The organism is Streptomyces sp. NPDC047917 (assembly GCF_043204345.1).
GTDB classification, from domain to species: Bacteria; Actinomycetota; Actinomycetes; order Streptomycetales; family Streptomycetaceae; genus Streptomyces; species Streptomyces sanglieri.
Map to the genome: position 1 here is coordinate 251,517 of NZ_JBIDCA010000010.1, position 14,692 is coordinate 266,208.

A 14,692-nucleotide genomic window follows, 5' to 3' on the forward strand; every position below is an offset into this window, starting at 1 on the left:
TAAGCGTATAACGGCGGTGCCGGACGGCGCCCGCGACAGGAACGGCGGCAGCGGCCATGAAACTTCCGCACACCTCCCACACCGATCAGCCGTGGCGGATCCACGCGCTCACCCGCGACTTCGAGACCGAGGACGTGTGGTCCTTCCGCACCCCCGGCGCCGGGCCGAGCGACTTCCCCGTGATGCTCTCCGCGATGCGATCGGGCAGCGGCTCCGCCAAGCAGACCCCCGCGGTCCGGTTCCTGTTCGCGGTGCGCTGGAAGCTGGGCGCCCTGCTCGGATGGGACAAGCCCAAGTCCGGCCTCGGCACGCGGGTCCGGTCGCTGCGTGACCGCCTGCCGGACGACCTCCGCGAGACCGTGGACGGGCCCGACTCCGGCGGCAGCCCGTTCACCCCCGTGTACGAGCTCGACGACGAGTCCGTCCACGAACTGGCGAACAAGACCGTCCATACCCTCATGCACCTCGGATGGGTGCTGTCCGGTGACGGCGACCACGAACTACGGATGGCGGTCCTGGTCAAACCCAACGGCTGGTTCGGACGGCTGTACATGGCCCTTGTCGCACCGTTCCGCTACTGGATCGTCTATCCGGCGCTGACCCGTCAGTGGGAGCGCGCCTGGCGGGACCGCCCGCTTCTGCCTCCCGAGGGCACCAGCCCTCAACCATGATCGCTGCGAGCGTCGGCCAGCGACCGGTGAACGGATCGATGCCCGGTCCGAGCCGTCGCGCTTCGGGAACTCGACGACGAAGACGCCGGAGCACGGGATCCGCGAGGCCGGAGCGCAGGATCCGCAGCCACCACGGTTCCGCGCCCGCCCGCCCCCGGGAGCAGGGTGCCGCGGAGCGAGACCCTTCGACGCGGCCCGGCAAAGCACGCCCCGCCCAGCCACTGGCCCGTCCGCCCTTCCCGTGGACGCCCGGCGGGTGACAGTGGGCGCGGTCGGAGGGCGGCCCGTAGATTGAAGAGGGGAGCAGGCGAGGGCGGGAAGGGAGCGTGGCACGCGTGGTCCCAGCGGTTGATCACACAGCTCTGTTCGCCGCCACGCCGAGCCCCTATCTGGTTCTCGGGCCGGACATGGTGATCGTCGATGTGAACGATGCCTACCTGGAGGTCACCGGACGCACACGGGAGGGCCTGCTCGGCCTCCATATCTTTACCGCGTTCCCGGACAATCCCGCCGACCCGGAAGCCGACGGCGTCCGCAATCTCGGCGCGTCCCTGCACCGGGTGCTGGCCACCCGTCTGGCCGACACGATGGCGTTGCAGAAGTACGACATCCCCGTCGTGAGCCGGCCGGGAACGTTCGAGGAACGCTGGTGGTCCCCGGTGAACACCCCCGTGCTGGGCCCGGACGGGCAGGTGGCCTACATCATCCACCGGGTCGAGGACGTCACCGAGTTCGTCAAGGCGCACCATGCCACACACCCCACCCGTGCCTGGGTGGGGGAGCGTCTGGAGGAGGCACAGGCGCTGGAGGCGGAGCTGTACTCACGGGCGCGGGAGCTGCAGCGGCTGAACGAGGAGCTGCGGCAGGCCCACACCCGCGAACGCGAGGTTGCCGTCACGTTGCAGGAAGCCATGCTCCACGCCCCCGACCTGGCCCACCACCGTGACGTATCGGTGCGCTACCTGCCCGCCACCGGCTCCCTGAACGTGTGCGGCGACTGGTACGACGTCGTCGACATTCCGCCCGACCGGCTCGCCCTCGCGGTCGGCGACGTCATCGGCCACGGCCTTGAGGCTGCGGCCGTCATGGGGATGCTCCGCAGCGCACTGTCCGCTGCCATCCGTGCCCTGGAACGCCCGGCCCAGGCCCTGGAGGTTCTCGGCCTGTACGCCCGGTCCGTCGAAGGGGCTCTGGGCACCACCGCCTTCAAGGCGATCGTCGATGCCCGAAGCCGCCTGATCTCCTACAGCAGTGCGGGTCACCCGCCGCCCGTACTCGTGGGCCCGGACGGCGGCTGTGAACTCCTGGACCAGGCCACCGACCCGCCGCTCGGCGCCCGTCCCCAGCACGTTCCCCGGCCCCAGGCGAGCCTTTCCTACAGGTCCGGGGACACCCTCGTGCTCTACACCGACGGACTGATCGAGCGCCGGGGCGAAGACATCGACGTCGGCCTGGCCCGCCTGACGAGTGTGCTCAGCGAGTGCGGCCGACTCGGCACGGAGCAGGTGGCCGATACCGTTCTGGCGCGCCTCGGCCTCTCCAGCGGCGGCCGTGACGACATCGCACTGGTCGTCGTCCGCCTCTGACGGAGGTTCGATGGAACACTCCGGTGACAGGGGCCGGGCACCCCTTCCCGCAACGCCCCTTGCAGATCAGATGTCGTCCGGCGACCCGGCGTCGGCTGCGGCGGGTGCCACCCACGACGAGGTACGCCGGCCCGAGAGCCGAGGCGGGCCGCCCGTTGTGTTTCAGGTGAAGGCGGGAGGGCGGGGTGTCCCGAGCACGGTCTCGATCGTGTGCGCGGTGGTGAGGACGAGTTCGTCGCGGTGGTGGGGAGCGATGAGCTGGACGGCCAGGGGCAGGCCGTCCGGGGCGGTTCCGGCGGGGATGCTGATGGCGGGGTGGCCGGTGTCGTTGAAGACGGCGGTGTAGGAGATGGGCAGGACCCTCTTCCGGACGGCCGCAGCCACGTCGGGGCCTTCGGCCGGCCACGCGGTGGTGGGGGTGGTCGGCATGAGCAGCAGGTCGTACCGGTCGAAGAGGTCGGCGGCCCAGTGGTCGAGGTGGGCGCGGTGGGCCCAGTAGGCGGCCAGGTCGGCCGGAGTCAGGGAGCGACTTGCGTCGAGGAGGTCGGCGAACCACGGCTCGAAGGCGTCGCGGCGCCGGGTGAAGTCGTCGTGCACGTCCAGGAGCCGGGCGTACGCCAGGACCTGCTGGCGGAGCTGGAACGGCGCGGGGAACTCGTGGGCACCTGGCAGGGGCGACTCGTCGTCCCGTACATCGTGCCCCTGGTCGCGCAGCAGGCCGGCCGCGTGGTCGAGGGCCCCGAGGATCTCGGGTCGGGGGGTGGCGATGCCGAGGGTGCGCAGGACGCCGATGCGCAGGGCGGGCAGCGGCGTCCTGAGGGCGTCGCGGTAGGAGAGGACGGGCGCGGGCAGCGAGTTGGGGTCGGTGGGGTGGTGGCCGGCGGCGACGTCGAGGTGCAGCGCGGTGTCCTGCACGGTGCGGGCCATGCCCGTCAGACAGGCGTGCTGTGGCCACACCGGCATCCGGCAGGGGCCGTGAGGGATACGGCCGCGGGATGGTTTGAGGCCGACGATCCCGCACAGGGCGGCGGGGATGCGGGTGGAGCCGCCGCCGTCTCCGGCGGTGGCCAGGGCGACGATTCCGGCGGCGACGGCCGCGGCCGAGCCGCCGCTGGAGCCGCCGGGTGTCCGCTCGGGGTTCCACGGGTTGCGGGTGGTGCCGAAGGCCTCATTGGTCGTGTGGACGGCCGCTCCGAGCGGCGGCGTGTTCGTCTTGCCGATCACCAGGGCACCGGCGGCGCGCAGCCGGGCGACGTGGACGCTGTCCCGTGCGACGGGCGGGCGGTCCCGGTAGGCGCGGGTACCGCGGGCGGTGGGGAGGCCCTCCGCGTCTTCGAGGTCCTTGACGAGGATCGGGAGGCCGGCAAGCGGCCCCGGATCCTCGCCGCCGGCGAGGCGCCGTTCCAGGGTGGCGGCTTCGGCGAGCGCCCGCTCGGGGGCGAGGGCGACGACGGAGTTGACCGTCGTGTCGACGGTGGCGATCCGGTCGAGGGCGTGGCGCACGAGCTCGGTCGGTGACAGGTTCCGGCTGCGGATCAGACCGGTGAGTTCGGTGGCGGAGGCGAAGGACAGGTCGGTCATGGCGTGGTGTGCTCCTTGTGCAGCTGGGCGGCGTCAGGGTGTGGTGGCTTCGAGGCTGACGCCGGTGGTGCGGGGGCCGTAACGGGCGGCGACGAGGCCGCCGGTGGCGCTGAGTGCGGCGAGCAGGACGAAGACGGCGGTGTAGCCGGCGCCGGTGTAGACGGCGGCGACGAGCATGGGCGCGGCGAAGTTGAAGATCCGCGACAGGGCGTTGGCGGTGCCGGAGCCCAGGGCCCGGATCGGGGTGGGGAAGATCTCGGCCGAGTACACCTGGAGGAAGGGCACGGCCATCTGGAACAGCAGACTGACCAGGCAGCCCAACACCAGTACGGCGGCGGGAGCGCGGACGGCCGAGAACAGCACGAGAGCGCCGGCGGACAGGACTCCGAGGACGAGCTGGCTACGACGCCGGTCCCAGCGGTCGATGAGCGGTACGGCGGCCAGCGCGCCCAGCGGGGCGGCTGTGGCCAGGGCGGCGGACAGCAGCAGGGTGTCGTCGAGGTCGAGTCCGGTCTCAGCGAGGAGCGTGGGTGTCCAGGTGTTGTAGGCGGAGTAGGCGAGCAGGCCGGTCACCCACATGGTGGTGACGACGAGGAAGTTCCGGCGATTGGCACCGGCCCAGAGCTCGGCGATCCGGGGGCGCGGCGGGGCGGCGGTGACCGGTGCGGGCGACGTCGCGGGTGTGGCGGGGCCGGCTGCCGAGGGGGCTGCCGGCCCGTCGGCCGGAGACCGGATGCCGCACTGGAGTTCGATCGACCGCACGATGTCCTCGGCCTCGGCGATCCGGCCGCGGGAGGCGAGCCAGCGAGGGCTCTCCGGAACCCAGCGGCGGATCAGCCAGGCGAAGACGACCCCGAACAGTCCGAGGCCGAAGACGACTCGCCATCCCCATGTCCCCATGGGCACCAGGAAGTAGCCGGCCCAGGCGGCGATGGGGATGCCGAGCGAGCCGACCGCCACCTTGTACGTCTGCAGGCGCCCCCGGGCCGCGGCGGGGACGAATTCGGCGAGGACGACGATGGCCGCCACGGCCATCCCCTGGGCGCCGAAGTGGGCCGCGGTGCGGGCGGCGATCAGCTGCCACGGGTTCTGGACCAGGGCGCAGCCGACAGTGGCGACGCAGTAGAGGGTGACGCACGCCAGCATGGTGCGCCGGCGGCCGATCCGGTCGGCGAGGTAGCCGCCGAGTACACCCCCGGCGAAGGCGCCGAGCTGACCGATACCGGCCACGACGGCGACCGTGGACAGTGGCATGCCCCACTGCTCGCGCAGGGCGGGGGCGACGAACGCGAAAGCGTACGTCTCCACCCACTCGAAGAGGATCATCCCGGCCAGGGCGACGACCAGGCGACGGTGGAACGTGCTGAGCGGGAGCCGGTCGAGACGCATCCCGAGCGCGGAGGACTGCAAGGTGACGGCCATGGGCGCGTGACCTCCCGAAGGAAAGGGGGCGGGAAGATGGGAGGTTCAGATCACGCCGCGGGCGCACAGTTCGGCGAGTTCGTCCTCGCCGAGGCCGAGCACATCCCGGTAGACCTCGGCGTTGTGTTCGCCGAGCACCGGGCCGGTGGAGCGGATGCTGCCTGGAGTCTTCGACATCTTCGGCAGGGGGGCGACCATCAGGAGCTGCCCGAACTCGGGGTCCTCGACTGTGACGAGCGTGCCCCGCTCCTGGTAGTGCGCGTCGGCGGCGATGTCCGCGATGCTCATCAGCGGTGATGCCGGGATCCCGGCATCGCTCAGCAGTTTCGTCACCTCGTCCGCCGGATGACCGCAGGCCCAGTCGGCGATCAGCGCGTACAGGGAATCCGCGTGTTCGGCGCGTGCCGCTCGTGTGGCGTACGCGGGATCCGCCGCCAGCTCCGGACGGCCCATGACGACGGCGAGCCGCCCGAAGAGGGTGTCGGTGCCGGCGTGGATCGACACGCGCCGCTCGTCGGAGGCCGTGAAGTCGCTGGCGGGCACGATCTGAGGGTTCCGGTTGCCGAGGCGCTCCCGTACCTTGCCGGTCGTTGCGTACGCGGCGAGAGCGTCCTCGGACGCTCTGAAACCCGCCTCGTACAGCGCCAGGTCGATCACCTGTCCACCGCCACCCGTGGTGTCCCGGTGGTACAGCGCGGTGACCACCGAGAACGCCCCCAGATAGGCGGCCATGTAGTCGATCGTCGAATACCCGCTGCGCACCGGCGGACGGTCCTCGTCCCCGGTGACGTAGGTCAGGCCGGCGAACGCGCTCGCGATCCGGTCGAAGGATCCGCGGTCGCTGTACGGCCCGGTCAGCCCGTATCCCGTCACGTACACGAGCACCGTGTCCGGAGCGAGTCCCCGCAGGGTGTCCGGGTCCAGGCCCCAGGCCTTGAGTGTCGGCGGCCGGTAGTTGGTGATGACCACGTCGAAGTGAGGCACGAGCCGGCGCACGATCTGCTGCCCGGCCTCGGTGCGCAGGTCGAGAGTGACGGACTTCTTGTTGCGGGCCTCCTGGGCCCAGTACGGGGACCGGGCGCCCGGGGTCGTGCCGCGGGTGAAGTCGCCGCGGCCGGGATCCTCGACCTTGACGATCTCGGCGCCGAAGTCTCCGAGGAACGTCGCGGTGACCGGTGCGGCCAGCACGGTGGACAGGTCGAGGACGCGTATGCCCGCCAGAGGGAGTGTCGACATGGGTGCCCCTTCGCACACTATTCACGTTTCGTTATTAACGAAACGTTGTTAGTGGGACCATAGAGTGGTCATCTCGGCGCGGCAAGGGCTGAGGCGCGAAGATTCATCCAGGACGGACGGGGAGCGGCACATGACCGAGAGCCACACGCGCGAGGCCGATCGGGCCGAGACGGGCAAGAAGCGGCGCCGTCGTCGCAGCAGGGAGGAGACCGAGGCGGATCTGCTCGCCGCCGCACGCACCCTGCTCCAGCGCGACGGAGTGCTTGCCGGGGTGAACCTCCGCGAGATCGCCGCCGAGGCGGGCGTCAACCACGGACAGATCTACCAGTACTTCGGCACCCGCCAGTCCCTGCTCCGCGCCGCGGCCGCCGACCTCGTCGAGAACCAGACCGAAGACCGCGACAGCCACTGGGAGCAGCCGTTCACCGAGCGGCGCCTCGCGATGTTCCGCCACCGCCTCGGCGAGCCGGAGCTCGTCAAACTCGAAGCGCTGCTCGCACTCGACCGCGACGACAGCTTCAGCCCGCTGCCCCGTCTCGCCCTGACCATCCAGGCCCTGCAACGCGACCAGGCCGACGGCTCACTGCCCGAAGACGCCGATGTCCTCGCCGCCCATGTCATGACCGCCGCCGCACAGATGGGCTATGTCATCTTCCGGGAGGCCTACGCCCGCGACACCGGCATCCCCGTCGACGAACTCGACGCACGCGTGGCCCGGGCCTTCGGCCTCATGCTCGCCGGCCTCGCCACGCAGTCCCCGCAGCAGACCCCGCAGGCGGGACGCGACTCGGCTCCACCGGCGCCGTAGGGGCATACGCGGGGCTCAGGCAGGCGCGTTCGGCGGCGACGGCCCGCTCGGCCCCGATCGTTCCGACGGCGGCGGTCAGGGCGGTGACCACCTCCGGCGGCATCGGGAGCGCCTTTTCCAACTGTTGTGCCAGCGGGGACAGATCCGTGTAGGTCCGGTGTCCGCAGCGGCGCAGCCGCAGGTCGAGGCGCCGGCCGCGCAGGTGCGACCAGAACTCCGCCCAGGACGGGTCGTTGTCGCGTCCGTGGCCGGCATTGCCCATCAGCAGGAAAGGGCGGTCAGGACCGGTGGTCGCGATGGCTCCGTTGATGCCGCCGTCCAGGTTGACTCCGGCGAGGATGCGGCGATCCTCCGCCATCGTCTCCGCGGCCGTGTCACCGCCGAGCATTCGGACACCTCATCTGCGCTCGACGATGGGAAGCTCATTCATCGAGGCCGGCATCCCGACCACAGCAGCGACAGGCCGCGGGGCGCGATTTCAGGGTAGGCCCCGGGACTTCCCTGAGAGTCTTCGCTGCCTTGTCCGGCGTGGCCCTCGGCCCGGAGTACCGTTCTGGGCGCTGTGGACCGGACGACTCGGCTTGTTCCATGGGGCGTTGAGCGTTGACAGGCGGGCGCAGGTGTTGGACAAGTTGTGAGGATCGGCTGGTCATTGGGTGAGGACCACCCGGTCGGGGGAGTGAGAGTTCCCAGGTCGTTATGAGTACTGGTCTCCACCTTGCGTGAAGGTGGATATGAGCCGACCCGGAATGCGTACCATGCGGACTGGTGGTCACCCTCTGGTGAAGGGGCGAGACATGGCTGAGCAAGGACGATTCCGGTGCGGCCGATGCGGATTCGCCACCGATTGGTTCGAGGAGTGGGAGTCCGGAGCCGGCGCGGAGGAGATCCACCATCATTCGGTCGCCGAGCACCCGGAAGAGGTGGCCAAGATCCAGAGCATGCCTCCTCTTGAGCGTCTGCGGAGCATCCAGGAACTGGAACGACATGAAGTGCGGGGCAGGCCGAGTGGTGGCGGCAGCGGGTGTCTCATGTTGATGCTGACCATGGTGGGTAGCTTCATCGCGGCTCTAGGGGTGTTCCTCGCTGCCTGGTGAGGCCGGCGGTGTCGTGCGCCGACCTCCCCGTGGTGCGGGGGCGGTGGTCGCGTTCGGTTCTGTCGCGCGGGCGTGAGTTGTTCAGCACAGACAATCGCCTGGTTTCTCTTCGCGGAATTGGGCGGGCGGATTGATTCGTGATGGGTGTTGTGGGTCCCCAATTGCTTGGCATGGGGTGTGGGCTGGGGTCTTGGGCGGTGGTGAGGAGGGTCGAAGCATCGATGGGTGTTCTTTCGTGGGGAAATCCGGTGCCGTCTTCCGGTGGTTCCTCGACTGAAACTGATGATCAGCCCGAGGCGTACGGGAAATTCGCCGAGGAGCGGACGAGCCCTGAGCCGGAGAGGTTCCTCTTCCTGGGCGACGTCGACCGGAATCCGATCGCGCCGCGTCGCCCGGAATCCTCCCCGTGATCAACGGTGCGGAACAGCCGCTACAGTGCGAATGCCGGCTGCACAGAGACTCCGGGGTCGGTGCGTCGGAAAATGAGTAGTGGTTTGTTTCGCGTGTTGGAACACTGCGTCGGTGACCGGTTCCGTACTGCCTCAACTGCTTCGGCCTCGCGCTCTCGGGCCCGGAGACCTCGTCGTCGTCGCGTCGCTGTCCGGGCCGCTCCACACCGCATACGAGCCCGATCTTGAGCAGGCGGTGGTCGTGCTTGAGCGGATGGGATTCCGTGTGCGCCGGGCACCGCTCCTCGAAGCAGGACGGCGCCATTGGTGGAGTGCGGCTCGGCCGGCGGAGATCGCCGAGGAGTTCAACGGACTGCTGCGTGATCCGGAGGTGCGCGCGATCATCGCGCATGACGGCGGCCAGACGGCGCTCGGTTACCTCGACCTGATCGACGTCGAGGCGATCGCTGCCGACCCCAAGCCGATCCTCGGCCACAGCGACATCTCGCTGCTGCATCTGGTGCTCCATGCGCGCACGGGTCTGGTCGGCTTCCATGCCGACTTGGCCACCCCGGGACTCGGTGGACACTGGCAGGCCGCGCCCGCAGCACGCCAAGCGGCGCTTGAGAAGCTCTACTTGAGGCTGCTGACCAGCGACGAGGCGATCGGTGCGCTGCCGACCACCCCGTCGTGGGAGTGCTGGCGAGCCGGTCGCACCGAAGGCCGGCTGATCGGCGGGGTGATCAATCGCATCGTGCTGGCACAGGCGACGCCGTACGCGCTGCCGCTCGAAAGGTTCGACGGCGCGGTGCTGTTCTGGGAGGAGGCGGGCGGCCAGGCATCGCATGTGTGGAGCTACCTGCAGGTACTGCGACACTGCGGCATCCTCGATCGGATCGCCGGCATGGTCGTGGGCGTCCCGCACGCGATCGACGGGCTCGACGCGCCCGGCGCGTCCCCGACCCTCTCCGAGATCGTCCTCGACGTCCTCGGAGACCGTGACATCCCGGTCCTGGGCAACGTCGAGTTCGGACACGCCGGCCCGAATCTGCCGATGCCGGTCGGCATCCGCGCGGGCTTGGACGCGCGGGAGCGGACACTGTCGCTGCTCGAACCGGCGGTACGGCCGCACGCGGCGACGGAACCGGCCGGCTGAACAACGCTCCGGAGATCCCCGGCCGGTTGTCGGGGGCCGGTCGCGGCTCTCGTGTGTGATGCGTTGCCCGCCAACACGCCCCATCTCGATATTCACGTCCACCGACCGCATCGCGGTGTCCGTGATCGCCGGGATCAACAGCTCCTTCAACCGGGGCACGGCCTCCTCCACGGCCCGGACTGTCGGACCAGCCGTACTGACCACCGCCTGTTCTCGGGCGACTTCGCAAGCCGCCCGGGCGCTCAGCCGTCATCCACCGTGGCCACTGAATGAAAGCCGGGCCGGACCCCCCGCCGCGTACGGAGCCACTCGTGGAAGAGCTCCCGGAACCGGGATCCGAGTCACCGCATTGGCCCTTCCACTGCGAAGACGTGGCTGTAACGTCAGCCGCGAGCCCCGTAGGAAGGGGCCACCAAGGCAGGGGGAGGACTGTGTCAGACATTTCCCGGCGGGCACTCCTGAGTGCCACCGGCGCAGTTGCCGCATCGACACTTCTCACGACAACCGCCGCAGCACAGGCCGCGGACACCACGGGCGGCAAGGACGAGAACACACCGCACAGCACCTTGAAGGAGACCGAAGCATCCATGGCCGGCGGCAGTCAGACCCTCAAGTACGTGGCATACATCGCGAGTCCCGACATGGAGGTGCTGAACGATGCGACGTTCGGCGTCGGCGCCGACCCCGCCGACATGTGGGCGTATCTCGACGATGCCACGGCACGTCTCCAGGCGAGACATCCCTCGTACTCCTTCACCCCTCGTCTCGTTCGGTATGACCAGGTCACCACAGAGATAGCACGCCCGTAACGCATACTGCCCCGGCCCCGGCCGGGCCGGGGCAGGCGCATATCTCCAGTTGCGCGGCATGCTTGCGGAGCGCCGACAGTTTCGGCTTGCACGCCACAGGGCCGAACACTGGGGCTGCTGACCCCGTCCATACTCGTGACCAGCCGCGACACCCCGCCCTCGGCCCTCTACCCGCGCCGGTTGCGCACGTAGGCGACCGGATTCGGCGCGGGTCCGGGGGCCGAGCGGGTCCGGGAGGCGTAACGACCGTTCTTCGGGTGGCAGCGGGGGAGGAGGCCGCAGCGAGGGCCGGTCCCGGTGCGGTGCAGGGGCGGTCGGTGCTGTGGCCCGGCCCGCAGGCCGGCCAGGGCAGAATGCGGATATGGCTATATGTAGGAAGTGCAGTGCGCAAAAAAAGAGTTGGCCTCGTTCCTGTTCGCGGTCCCGTTCCGGTGAGGATCGTGCGGACGTAGCTGCGGATGCCGTCGAGCTGGCGGTGGAGACGGGACTGCTCCGGTGGATCGGGCGGGGGATCACGGGAGTGGCGAGGCTGGTACTGCGCGCACTCGACTGACCCGGCTCACGGGCGTGGCGCGGCCAGGGTGTGATCGATGCGGGGAGCGGCCGCCCGTACCTGTTCCGTGCCGTGGCCGGCCGTCGGCCTTCGCCGGGCCGCGGCCGCCGGCCGGACCTCGTCCCCGGACGCCCGCCGACCGTGACCTCAGTGTCAGGTCGTCGACGGTGCGGCCTTCGACGGGGGTGGCATCACGACACCGCTCCCGGCCGACTCCAGAGCCTCGCCGGCCTCTTGATCGAAGTCCATTGCGACTGCGACGCCGCCCTTGCTGCCGAACGCTTTCAGGCGCGCACCCGCCACCCCGGCCACCTCGATCCGCAACTCAGCTCCCAGCAGGTCGCCGAGCGCGTCGCCGCCATCCGTGCCACGTACCCGGGCCCACTCGACCTGGGCGGGCCGTTGCTGATCGTCGACACCAGTCGCCCCGCCGACATCGCGGAGATCTCTGCGAAGATCGCACACACTCTTGGAGGCAACGGAAACGAGCACACGGCACTGCTCTAGAGATGGTGCATCGACCTCGGTACTCAGCCGGGCCACCTCGGTCGCCCACGGGCCAACTCGGCTGCTCATTCCCAAAGTACGGCCCCGCCCGTCAAGGTGAGACCGAATCCGCTGGAGGAGGAGCAGGCGTTCGACACCGTGGCGGATGAGTTCCGTGTAGCCGATCACATCGATGCGGGGGCGGTCAGCGCGTGGCATGCCGGCGGCCCCGGCCACACGATCAACGGCGCTCACCCGTCCCGGGGCCGTGGTTGCGTGTGACGGAGCCGTCGCGTTTGAGAGTGCGGATGATCGGGGCGGTCTCGACCGTGTCGATGCCCAGGAGCGCGCCGATGCGGTCGGAGAGGTACACGTAGAGGGACTCGTCGTCGGAGCAGAGGACGTTGGCCAGGAGGTTGGTGCGCCCCGTGGTGGCGGCGGCGTATGCCACTTCGGGGTGGCCCGCCAGCGCGGCTCCGGCGGCGGCGAGCTGCGAGGGCTGCACGGACATCCAGATGGTGGTGCCGGCCGGGTTGCCCAGGAGACGCTCGTCCACGTCCAGCACGAAGAAGAGTGCTCCGGCCGTGCGCAGGTGCGCGATGCGGCGGCGCACCGTCGACTCATGGCATCGGGCCTCCACGGCGAGCGCCGCGTGCGGCGCGCGGCCGTCGCGGTTCAACGCGGCGAGCAGGACGTGGTCGAGGTCGGTGAGTTCCACCGCCGCCGCCTGGGAACGAGGCGGCGGGTACGAGGGCGCGAGTGCGTCCATCTGTTCCCGGCTCAGCGCGGAAGTGGGACCGTCCCAGGTGGTCGGTCCGCCCTTGAACAGCCGCAGCATACGGTGCGCGGTGATCGAGGTGACCCGGCGGCTCGAAGGAAGCCTGTCCATCAGCAGCGCGTCCCGGTCGCTGTCACGGTGGACTGCGAGGTGGCAGATGATCTCGGTGCCGCCGGAGGCGAGCTGCACCCATCGTGTGTCCTCGCGCTCGGCCAGTGCCTGGGCCAGGCCGAGCGAGGCGCTGGGGACGCACTGCAGCCGAAGCGCCCACACGGTCTGCCCTACGGGACGCGGATTGAGCCGGCCCACGACTCGGAGCCCCGCCGTCTCACGCAGCCGGGCGTAGCGGCGGGCGGCCATCTGATCGGAGATGCCCAGCACCGAAGCAATCCGGCGCAGTGGCGCGCGGCCATCAATTTGCAGTGCATGAATGAGCTGGAGATCGATGTATTCCACGTATCCCGACTCTAGCTCGCGCAATATCCGGCATGCATGTCCAGGCTCGTTGCGCCTGGTCCTGGCCGGTCCGGATCCTGGCGATGCAGGCCCGCGCGGTGACTGCCCTCGCGAAGCCGCCCTCTGTGGGCAACCGCTCCATGCGCAGCCGCCGCCGTCACGAAAGAGAAGAGGAGGACGGGAGGCACGGGTGTATTGCCCGGCTCCCCGACGACACATGAACGCATTCCGTGACCTTCGGCATTACATCGACCACATCACGCAGACGCTCGGGAAGGACGAGGTCCTCCGGATCGACGGCGCGGACCGGGACCTGGACATCGGCGGGATCACCGAACTGATGGCGGAGAAGGAAGGCCCCGCGCTGATGTTCGACAACATTCCCGGCTACCCGGCGGGGCACCGCGTGTTCACCAACTTCATGGGAACCGCTGCCCGGACCGCGGTGGCACTCGGGCTGCCCCACGACACTCCGAAGCTCGACATCGTGCGGGCCTGGAAGGACCTGAGCAAGCGGCTCGAACCCATCCCTCCGGTGGAGGTCGCCACGGGACCGGTCCTGGAGAACGTCCTGGTCGGCGACGACGTGGACCTGGGCATCTTCCCCGCGCCGCAGTGGCACGACGGGGACGGCGGCCGCTACATAGGCACTGCCTGCATGGTCATCACCCGCGACCCCGACAGCGGCTGGGTCAATGTCGGCACCTACCGGGCCTGTGTCCAGGGCCCGGACCGGCTCTCGTTGTGGATGCTCGGCAACCGGCACGCCAAGGCGATCGCCGAGAAGTACTGGAAGCGAGGCCGGACCTGCCCGATCGCGGTGGTGGTGGGCCAGGACCCGATCCTGTCGACAGCCGCGGCGATCGCCGCGCCGTCCGGGATGTCGGAGTACGACCTGGCGGGCGGACTCCGCGGGCAGGGCGTCGAGGTCCTGTACGCACCGGGCAGCGACCTGCCGGTCCCGGCGTACGCGGAGATCGTGATCGAGGGCGAACTGCCGCCGGTCGAGGAGGAGTCCGTGCTGGAGGGACCCTTCGGGGAGTGGACCGGCTACTACACGCACTCGGGCCAGGAGACCGTGGTCCGGGTCAACCGGATCATGCACCGGAACGACCCGATCATCCTGGGCGCCCCGCCGATGCTCCCGACCGTCCCGGCCGGTGACCAGGCTGTCCCGCTGTACTCGGCATCGGTGACCTGGGACCACCTGGAGGCCTCCGGCGTCCAGAACATCAAGGGCGTGTGGGCCTATGCCCGCCAGCTCATGATGGTCGTCTCCATCGAGCAGACCGGCGCGGGCGACGCCATGCACGCACTGCTCGCGGCGGCCGGGCGCAAGCGCACCGGCGGCATGGAGCGGTACTTCGTCGTGGTCGACGAGGACATCGACATCACCGACATCAACCACGTCCTGTGGGCGATGTTCACCCGCGTCGACCCGTCCGAGTCCATCCAGGTGCTGCGCGCGCCCACCACTGCCATCGACCCGCGGTTGTCGCCGGACAAACGCGCCGCCGGCGACCTGTCGATGGGCATCGTGCTGATTGACGCATGCAAGCCGTTCGCGTGGAAGGACCAGTACCCGGCGGCCAATCGGGTCGACGACAAGACCCGGGAGGAGCTGCGCGAGCGCTGGGCGGGTGTCCTGTCGATGTAGCCCGGCA

Annotated in this window: 13 protein-coding genes; 8 read left to right on the plus strand and 5 right to left on the minus strand. The window is 69.9% G+C overall.

Annotated features, from left to right (window positions below; translation table 11 throughout):
• The first annotated feature begins 56 nt into the window (after positions 1–56).
• Both ACGF8B_RS25075 and ACGF8B_RS25080 read left to right on the plus strand, forming a co-directional pair.
• The gene (locus ACGF8B_RS25075) at positions 57–671 is read left to right on the plus strand and encodes a DUF2867 domain-containing protein (protein ID WP_392742561.1); all 615 of its coding nucleotides are present in this window, start codon (positions 57–59) and stop codon (positions 669–671) included.
• A gap of 335 nt (positions 672–1,006) precedes the next feature.
• Complete coding sequence (locus ACGF8B_RS25080; protein WP_392742564.1) at positions 1,007–2,257, plus strand: PP2C family protein-serine/threonine phosphatase; 1,251 nt, start codon at positions 1,007–1,009, stop codon at positions 2,255–2,257.
• 162 nt (positions 2,258–2,419) lie between these two features.
• Here ACGF8B_RS25080 and ACGF8B_RS25085 read toward each other — a convergent pair whose 3' ends face one another.
• The 3 genes from ACGF8B_RS25085 to ACGF8B_RS25095 are packed head-to-tail and all read right to left on the minus strand — an operon-like array spanning position 2,420 to position 6,496.
• The gene (locus tag ACGF8B_RS25085) at positions 2,420–3,838 is read right to left on the minus strand and encodes an amidase (RefSeq protein ID WP_392742566.1); all 1,419 of its coding nucleotides are present in this window, start codon (positions 3,836–3,838) and stop codon (positions 2,420–2,422) included.
• 33 nt (positions 3,839–3,871) lie between these two features.
• Complete coding sequence (locus ACGF8B_RS25090) at positions 3,872–5,260, minus strand: MFS transporter (RefSeq protein ID WP_392742569.1); 1,389 nt, start codon at positions 5,258–5,260, stop codon at positions 3,872–3,874.
• Positions 5,261–5,305: 45 nt separating this feature from the next.
• Positions 5,306–6,496 carry a CaiB/BaiF CoA transferase family protein gene (locus ACGF8B_RS25095; protein WP_392742572.1) on the minus strand — a complete coding sequence of 397 codons (1,191 nt, stop codon included), beginning with the start codon at positions 6,494–6,496 and terminating at the stop codon, positions 5,306–5,308.
• A gap of 130 nt (positions 6,497–6,626) precedes the next feature.
• Between ACGF8B_RS25095 and ACGF8B_RS25100 the strand changes: the two genes are divergently transcribed.
• Positions 6,627–7,304 carry a TetR/AcrR family transcriptional regulator gene (locus ACGF8B_RS25100; protein WP_392742574.1) on the plus strand — a complete coding sequence of 226 codons (678 nt, stop codon included), beginning with the start codon at positions 6,627–6,629 and terminating at the stop codon, positions 7,302–7,304.
• On the opposite strand, the gene ACGF8B_RS25105 is transcribed toward ACGF8B_RS25100, so the two are convergent.
• Complete coding sequence (locus ACGF8B_RS25105) at positions 7,225–7,692, minus strand: hypothetical protein (RefSeq protein WP_392742577.1); 468 nt, start codon at positions 7,690–7,692, stop codon at positions 7,225–7,227. The genes ACGF8B_RS25100 and ACGF8B_RS25105 overlap by 80 nt on opposite strands.
• A 409-nt stretch (positions 7,693–8,101) precedes the next feature.
• On the opposite strand from ACGF8B_RS25105, the gene ACGF8B_RS25110 reads away from it, so the two are divergent.
• The 4 genes from ACGF8B_RS25110 (at position 8,102) to ACGF8B_RS25125 (ending at position 11,815) form a co-directional block, all read left to right on the plus strand.
• Positions 8,102–8,401: a hypothetical protein gene (locus ACGF8B_RS25110; RefSeq protein ID WP_392742579.1), complete on the plus strand. Its 300-nt coding sequence runs from the start codon at positions 8,102–8,104 to the stop codon at positions 8,399–8,401.
• A gap of 522 nt (positions 8,402–8,923) precedes the next feature.
• Complete coding sequence (locus ACGF8B_RS25115) at positions 8,924–9,946, plus strand: LD-carboxypeptidase (protein WP_392742581.1); 1,023 nt, start codon at positions 8,924–8,926, stop codon at positions 9,944–9,946.
• Between the two features lie 311 nt (positions 9,947–10,257).
• Positions 10,258–10,755, plus strand: a complete 498-nt coding sequence (locus tag ACGF8B_RS25120) for a hypothetical protein (protein WP_392742583.1) — start codon at positions 10,258–10,260, stop codon at positions 10,753–10,755.
• 787 nt (positions 10,756–11,542) lie between these two features.
• Positions 11,543–11,815 (plus strand): hypothetical protein, encoded by a 273-nt coding sequence (locus ACGF8B_RS25125; protein WP_392742584.1) that lies wholly within the window; start codon positions 11,543–11,545, stop codon positions 11,813–11,815.
• Between the two features lie 220 nt (positions 11,816–12,035).
• On the opposite strand, the gene ACGF8B_RS25130 is transcribed toward ACGF8B_RS25125, so the two are convergent.
• On the minus strand, positions 12,036–13,028 hold the full coding sequence (locus ACGF8B_RS25130; protein ID WP_392742587.1) for an Lrp/AsnC family transcriptional regulator: 993 nt from the start codon (positions 13,026–13,028) through the stop codon (positions 12,036–12,038).
• Between the two features lie 217 nt (positions 13,029–13,245).
• On the opposite strand from ACGF8B_RS25130, the gene ACGF8B_RS25135 reads away from it, so the two are divergent.
• Positions 13,246–14,685 carry a UbiD family decarboxylase gene (locus tag ACGF8B_RS25135; RefSeq protein ID WP_392742590.1) on the plus strand — a complete coding sequence of 480 codons (1,440 nt, stop codon included), beginning with the start codon at positions 13,246–13,248 and terminating at the stop codon, positions 14,683–14,685.
• Positions 14,686–14,692 lie beyond the last annotated feature (7 nt).

Bases quoted from the DNA above. Each gene is read 5' to 3' on its own strand.
- ACGF8B_RS25075 (WP_392742561.1), top strand. From the start codon at position 57: ATGAAACTTCCGCACACCTCCCACACCGATCAGCCGTGGCGGATCCAC.
- ACGF8B_RS25085 (WP_392742566.1), bottom strand. From the start codon at position 3,838: ATGACCGACCTGTCCTTCGCCTCCGCCACCGAACTCACCGGTCTGATC.
- ACGF8B_RS25090 (WP_392742569.1), bottom strand. From the start codon at position 5,260: ATGGCCGTCACCTTGCAGTCCTCCGCGCTCGGGATGCGTCTCGACCGG.
- ACGF8B_RS25095 (WP_392742572.1), bottom strand. From the start codon at position 6,496: ATGTCGACACTCCCTCTGGCGGGCATACGCGTCCTCGACCTGTCCACC.
- ACGF8B_RS25100 (WP_392742574.1), top strand. From the start codon at position 6,627: ATGACCGAGAGCCACACGCGCGAGGCCGATCGGGCCGAGACGGGCAAG.
- ACGF8B_RS25105 (WP_392742577.1), bottom strand. From the start codon at position 7,692: ATGCTCGGCGGTGACACGGCCGCGGAGACGATGGCGGAGGATCGCCGC.
- ACGF8B_RS25110 (WP_392742579.1), top strand. From the start codon at position 8,102: ATGGCTGAGCAAGGACGATTCCGGTGCGGCCGATGCGGATTCGCCACC.
- ACGF8B_RS25135 (WP_392742590.1), top strand. From the start codon at position 13,246: ATGAACGCATTCCGTGACCTTCGGCATTACATCGACCACATCACGCAG.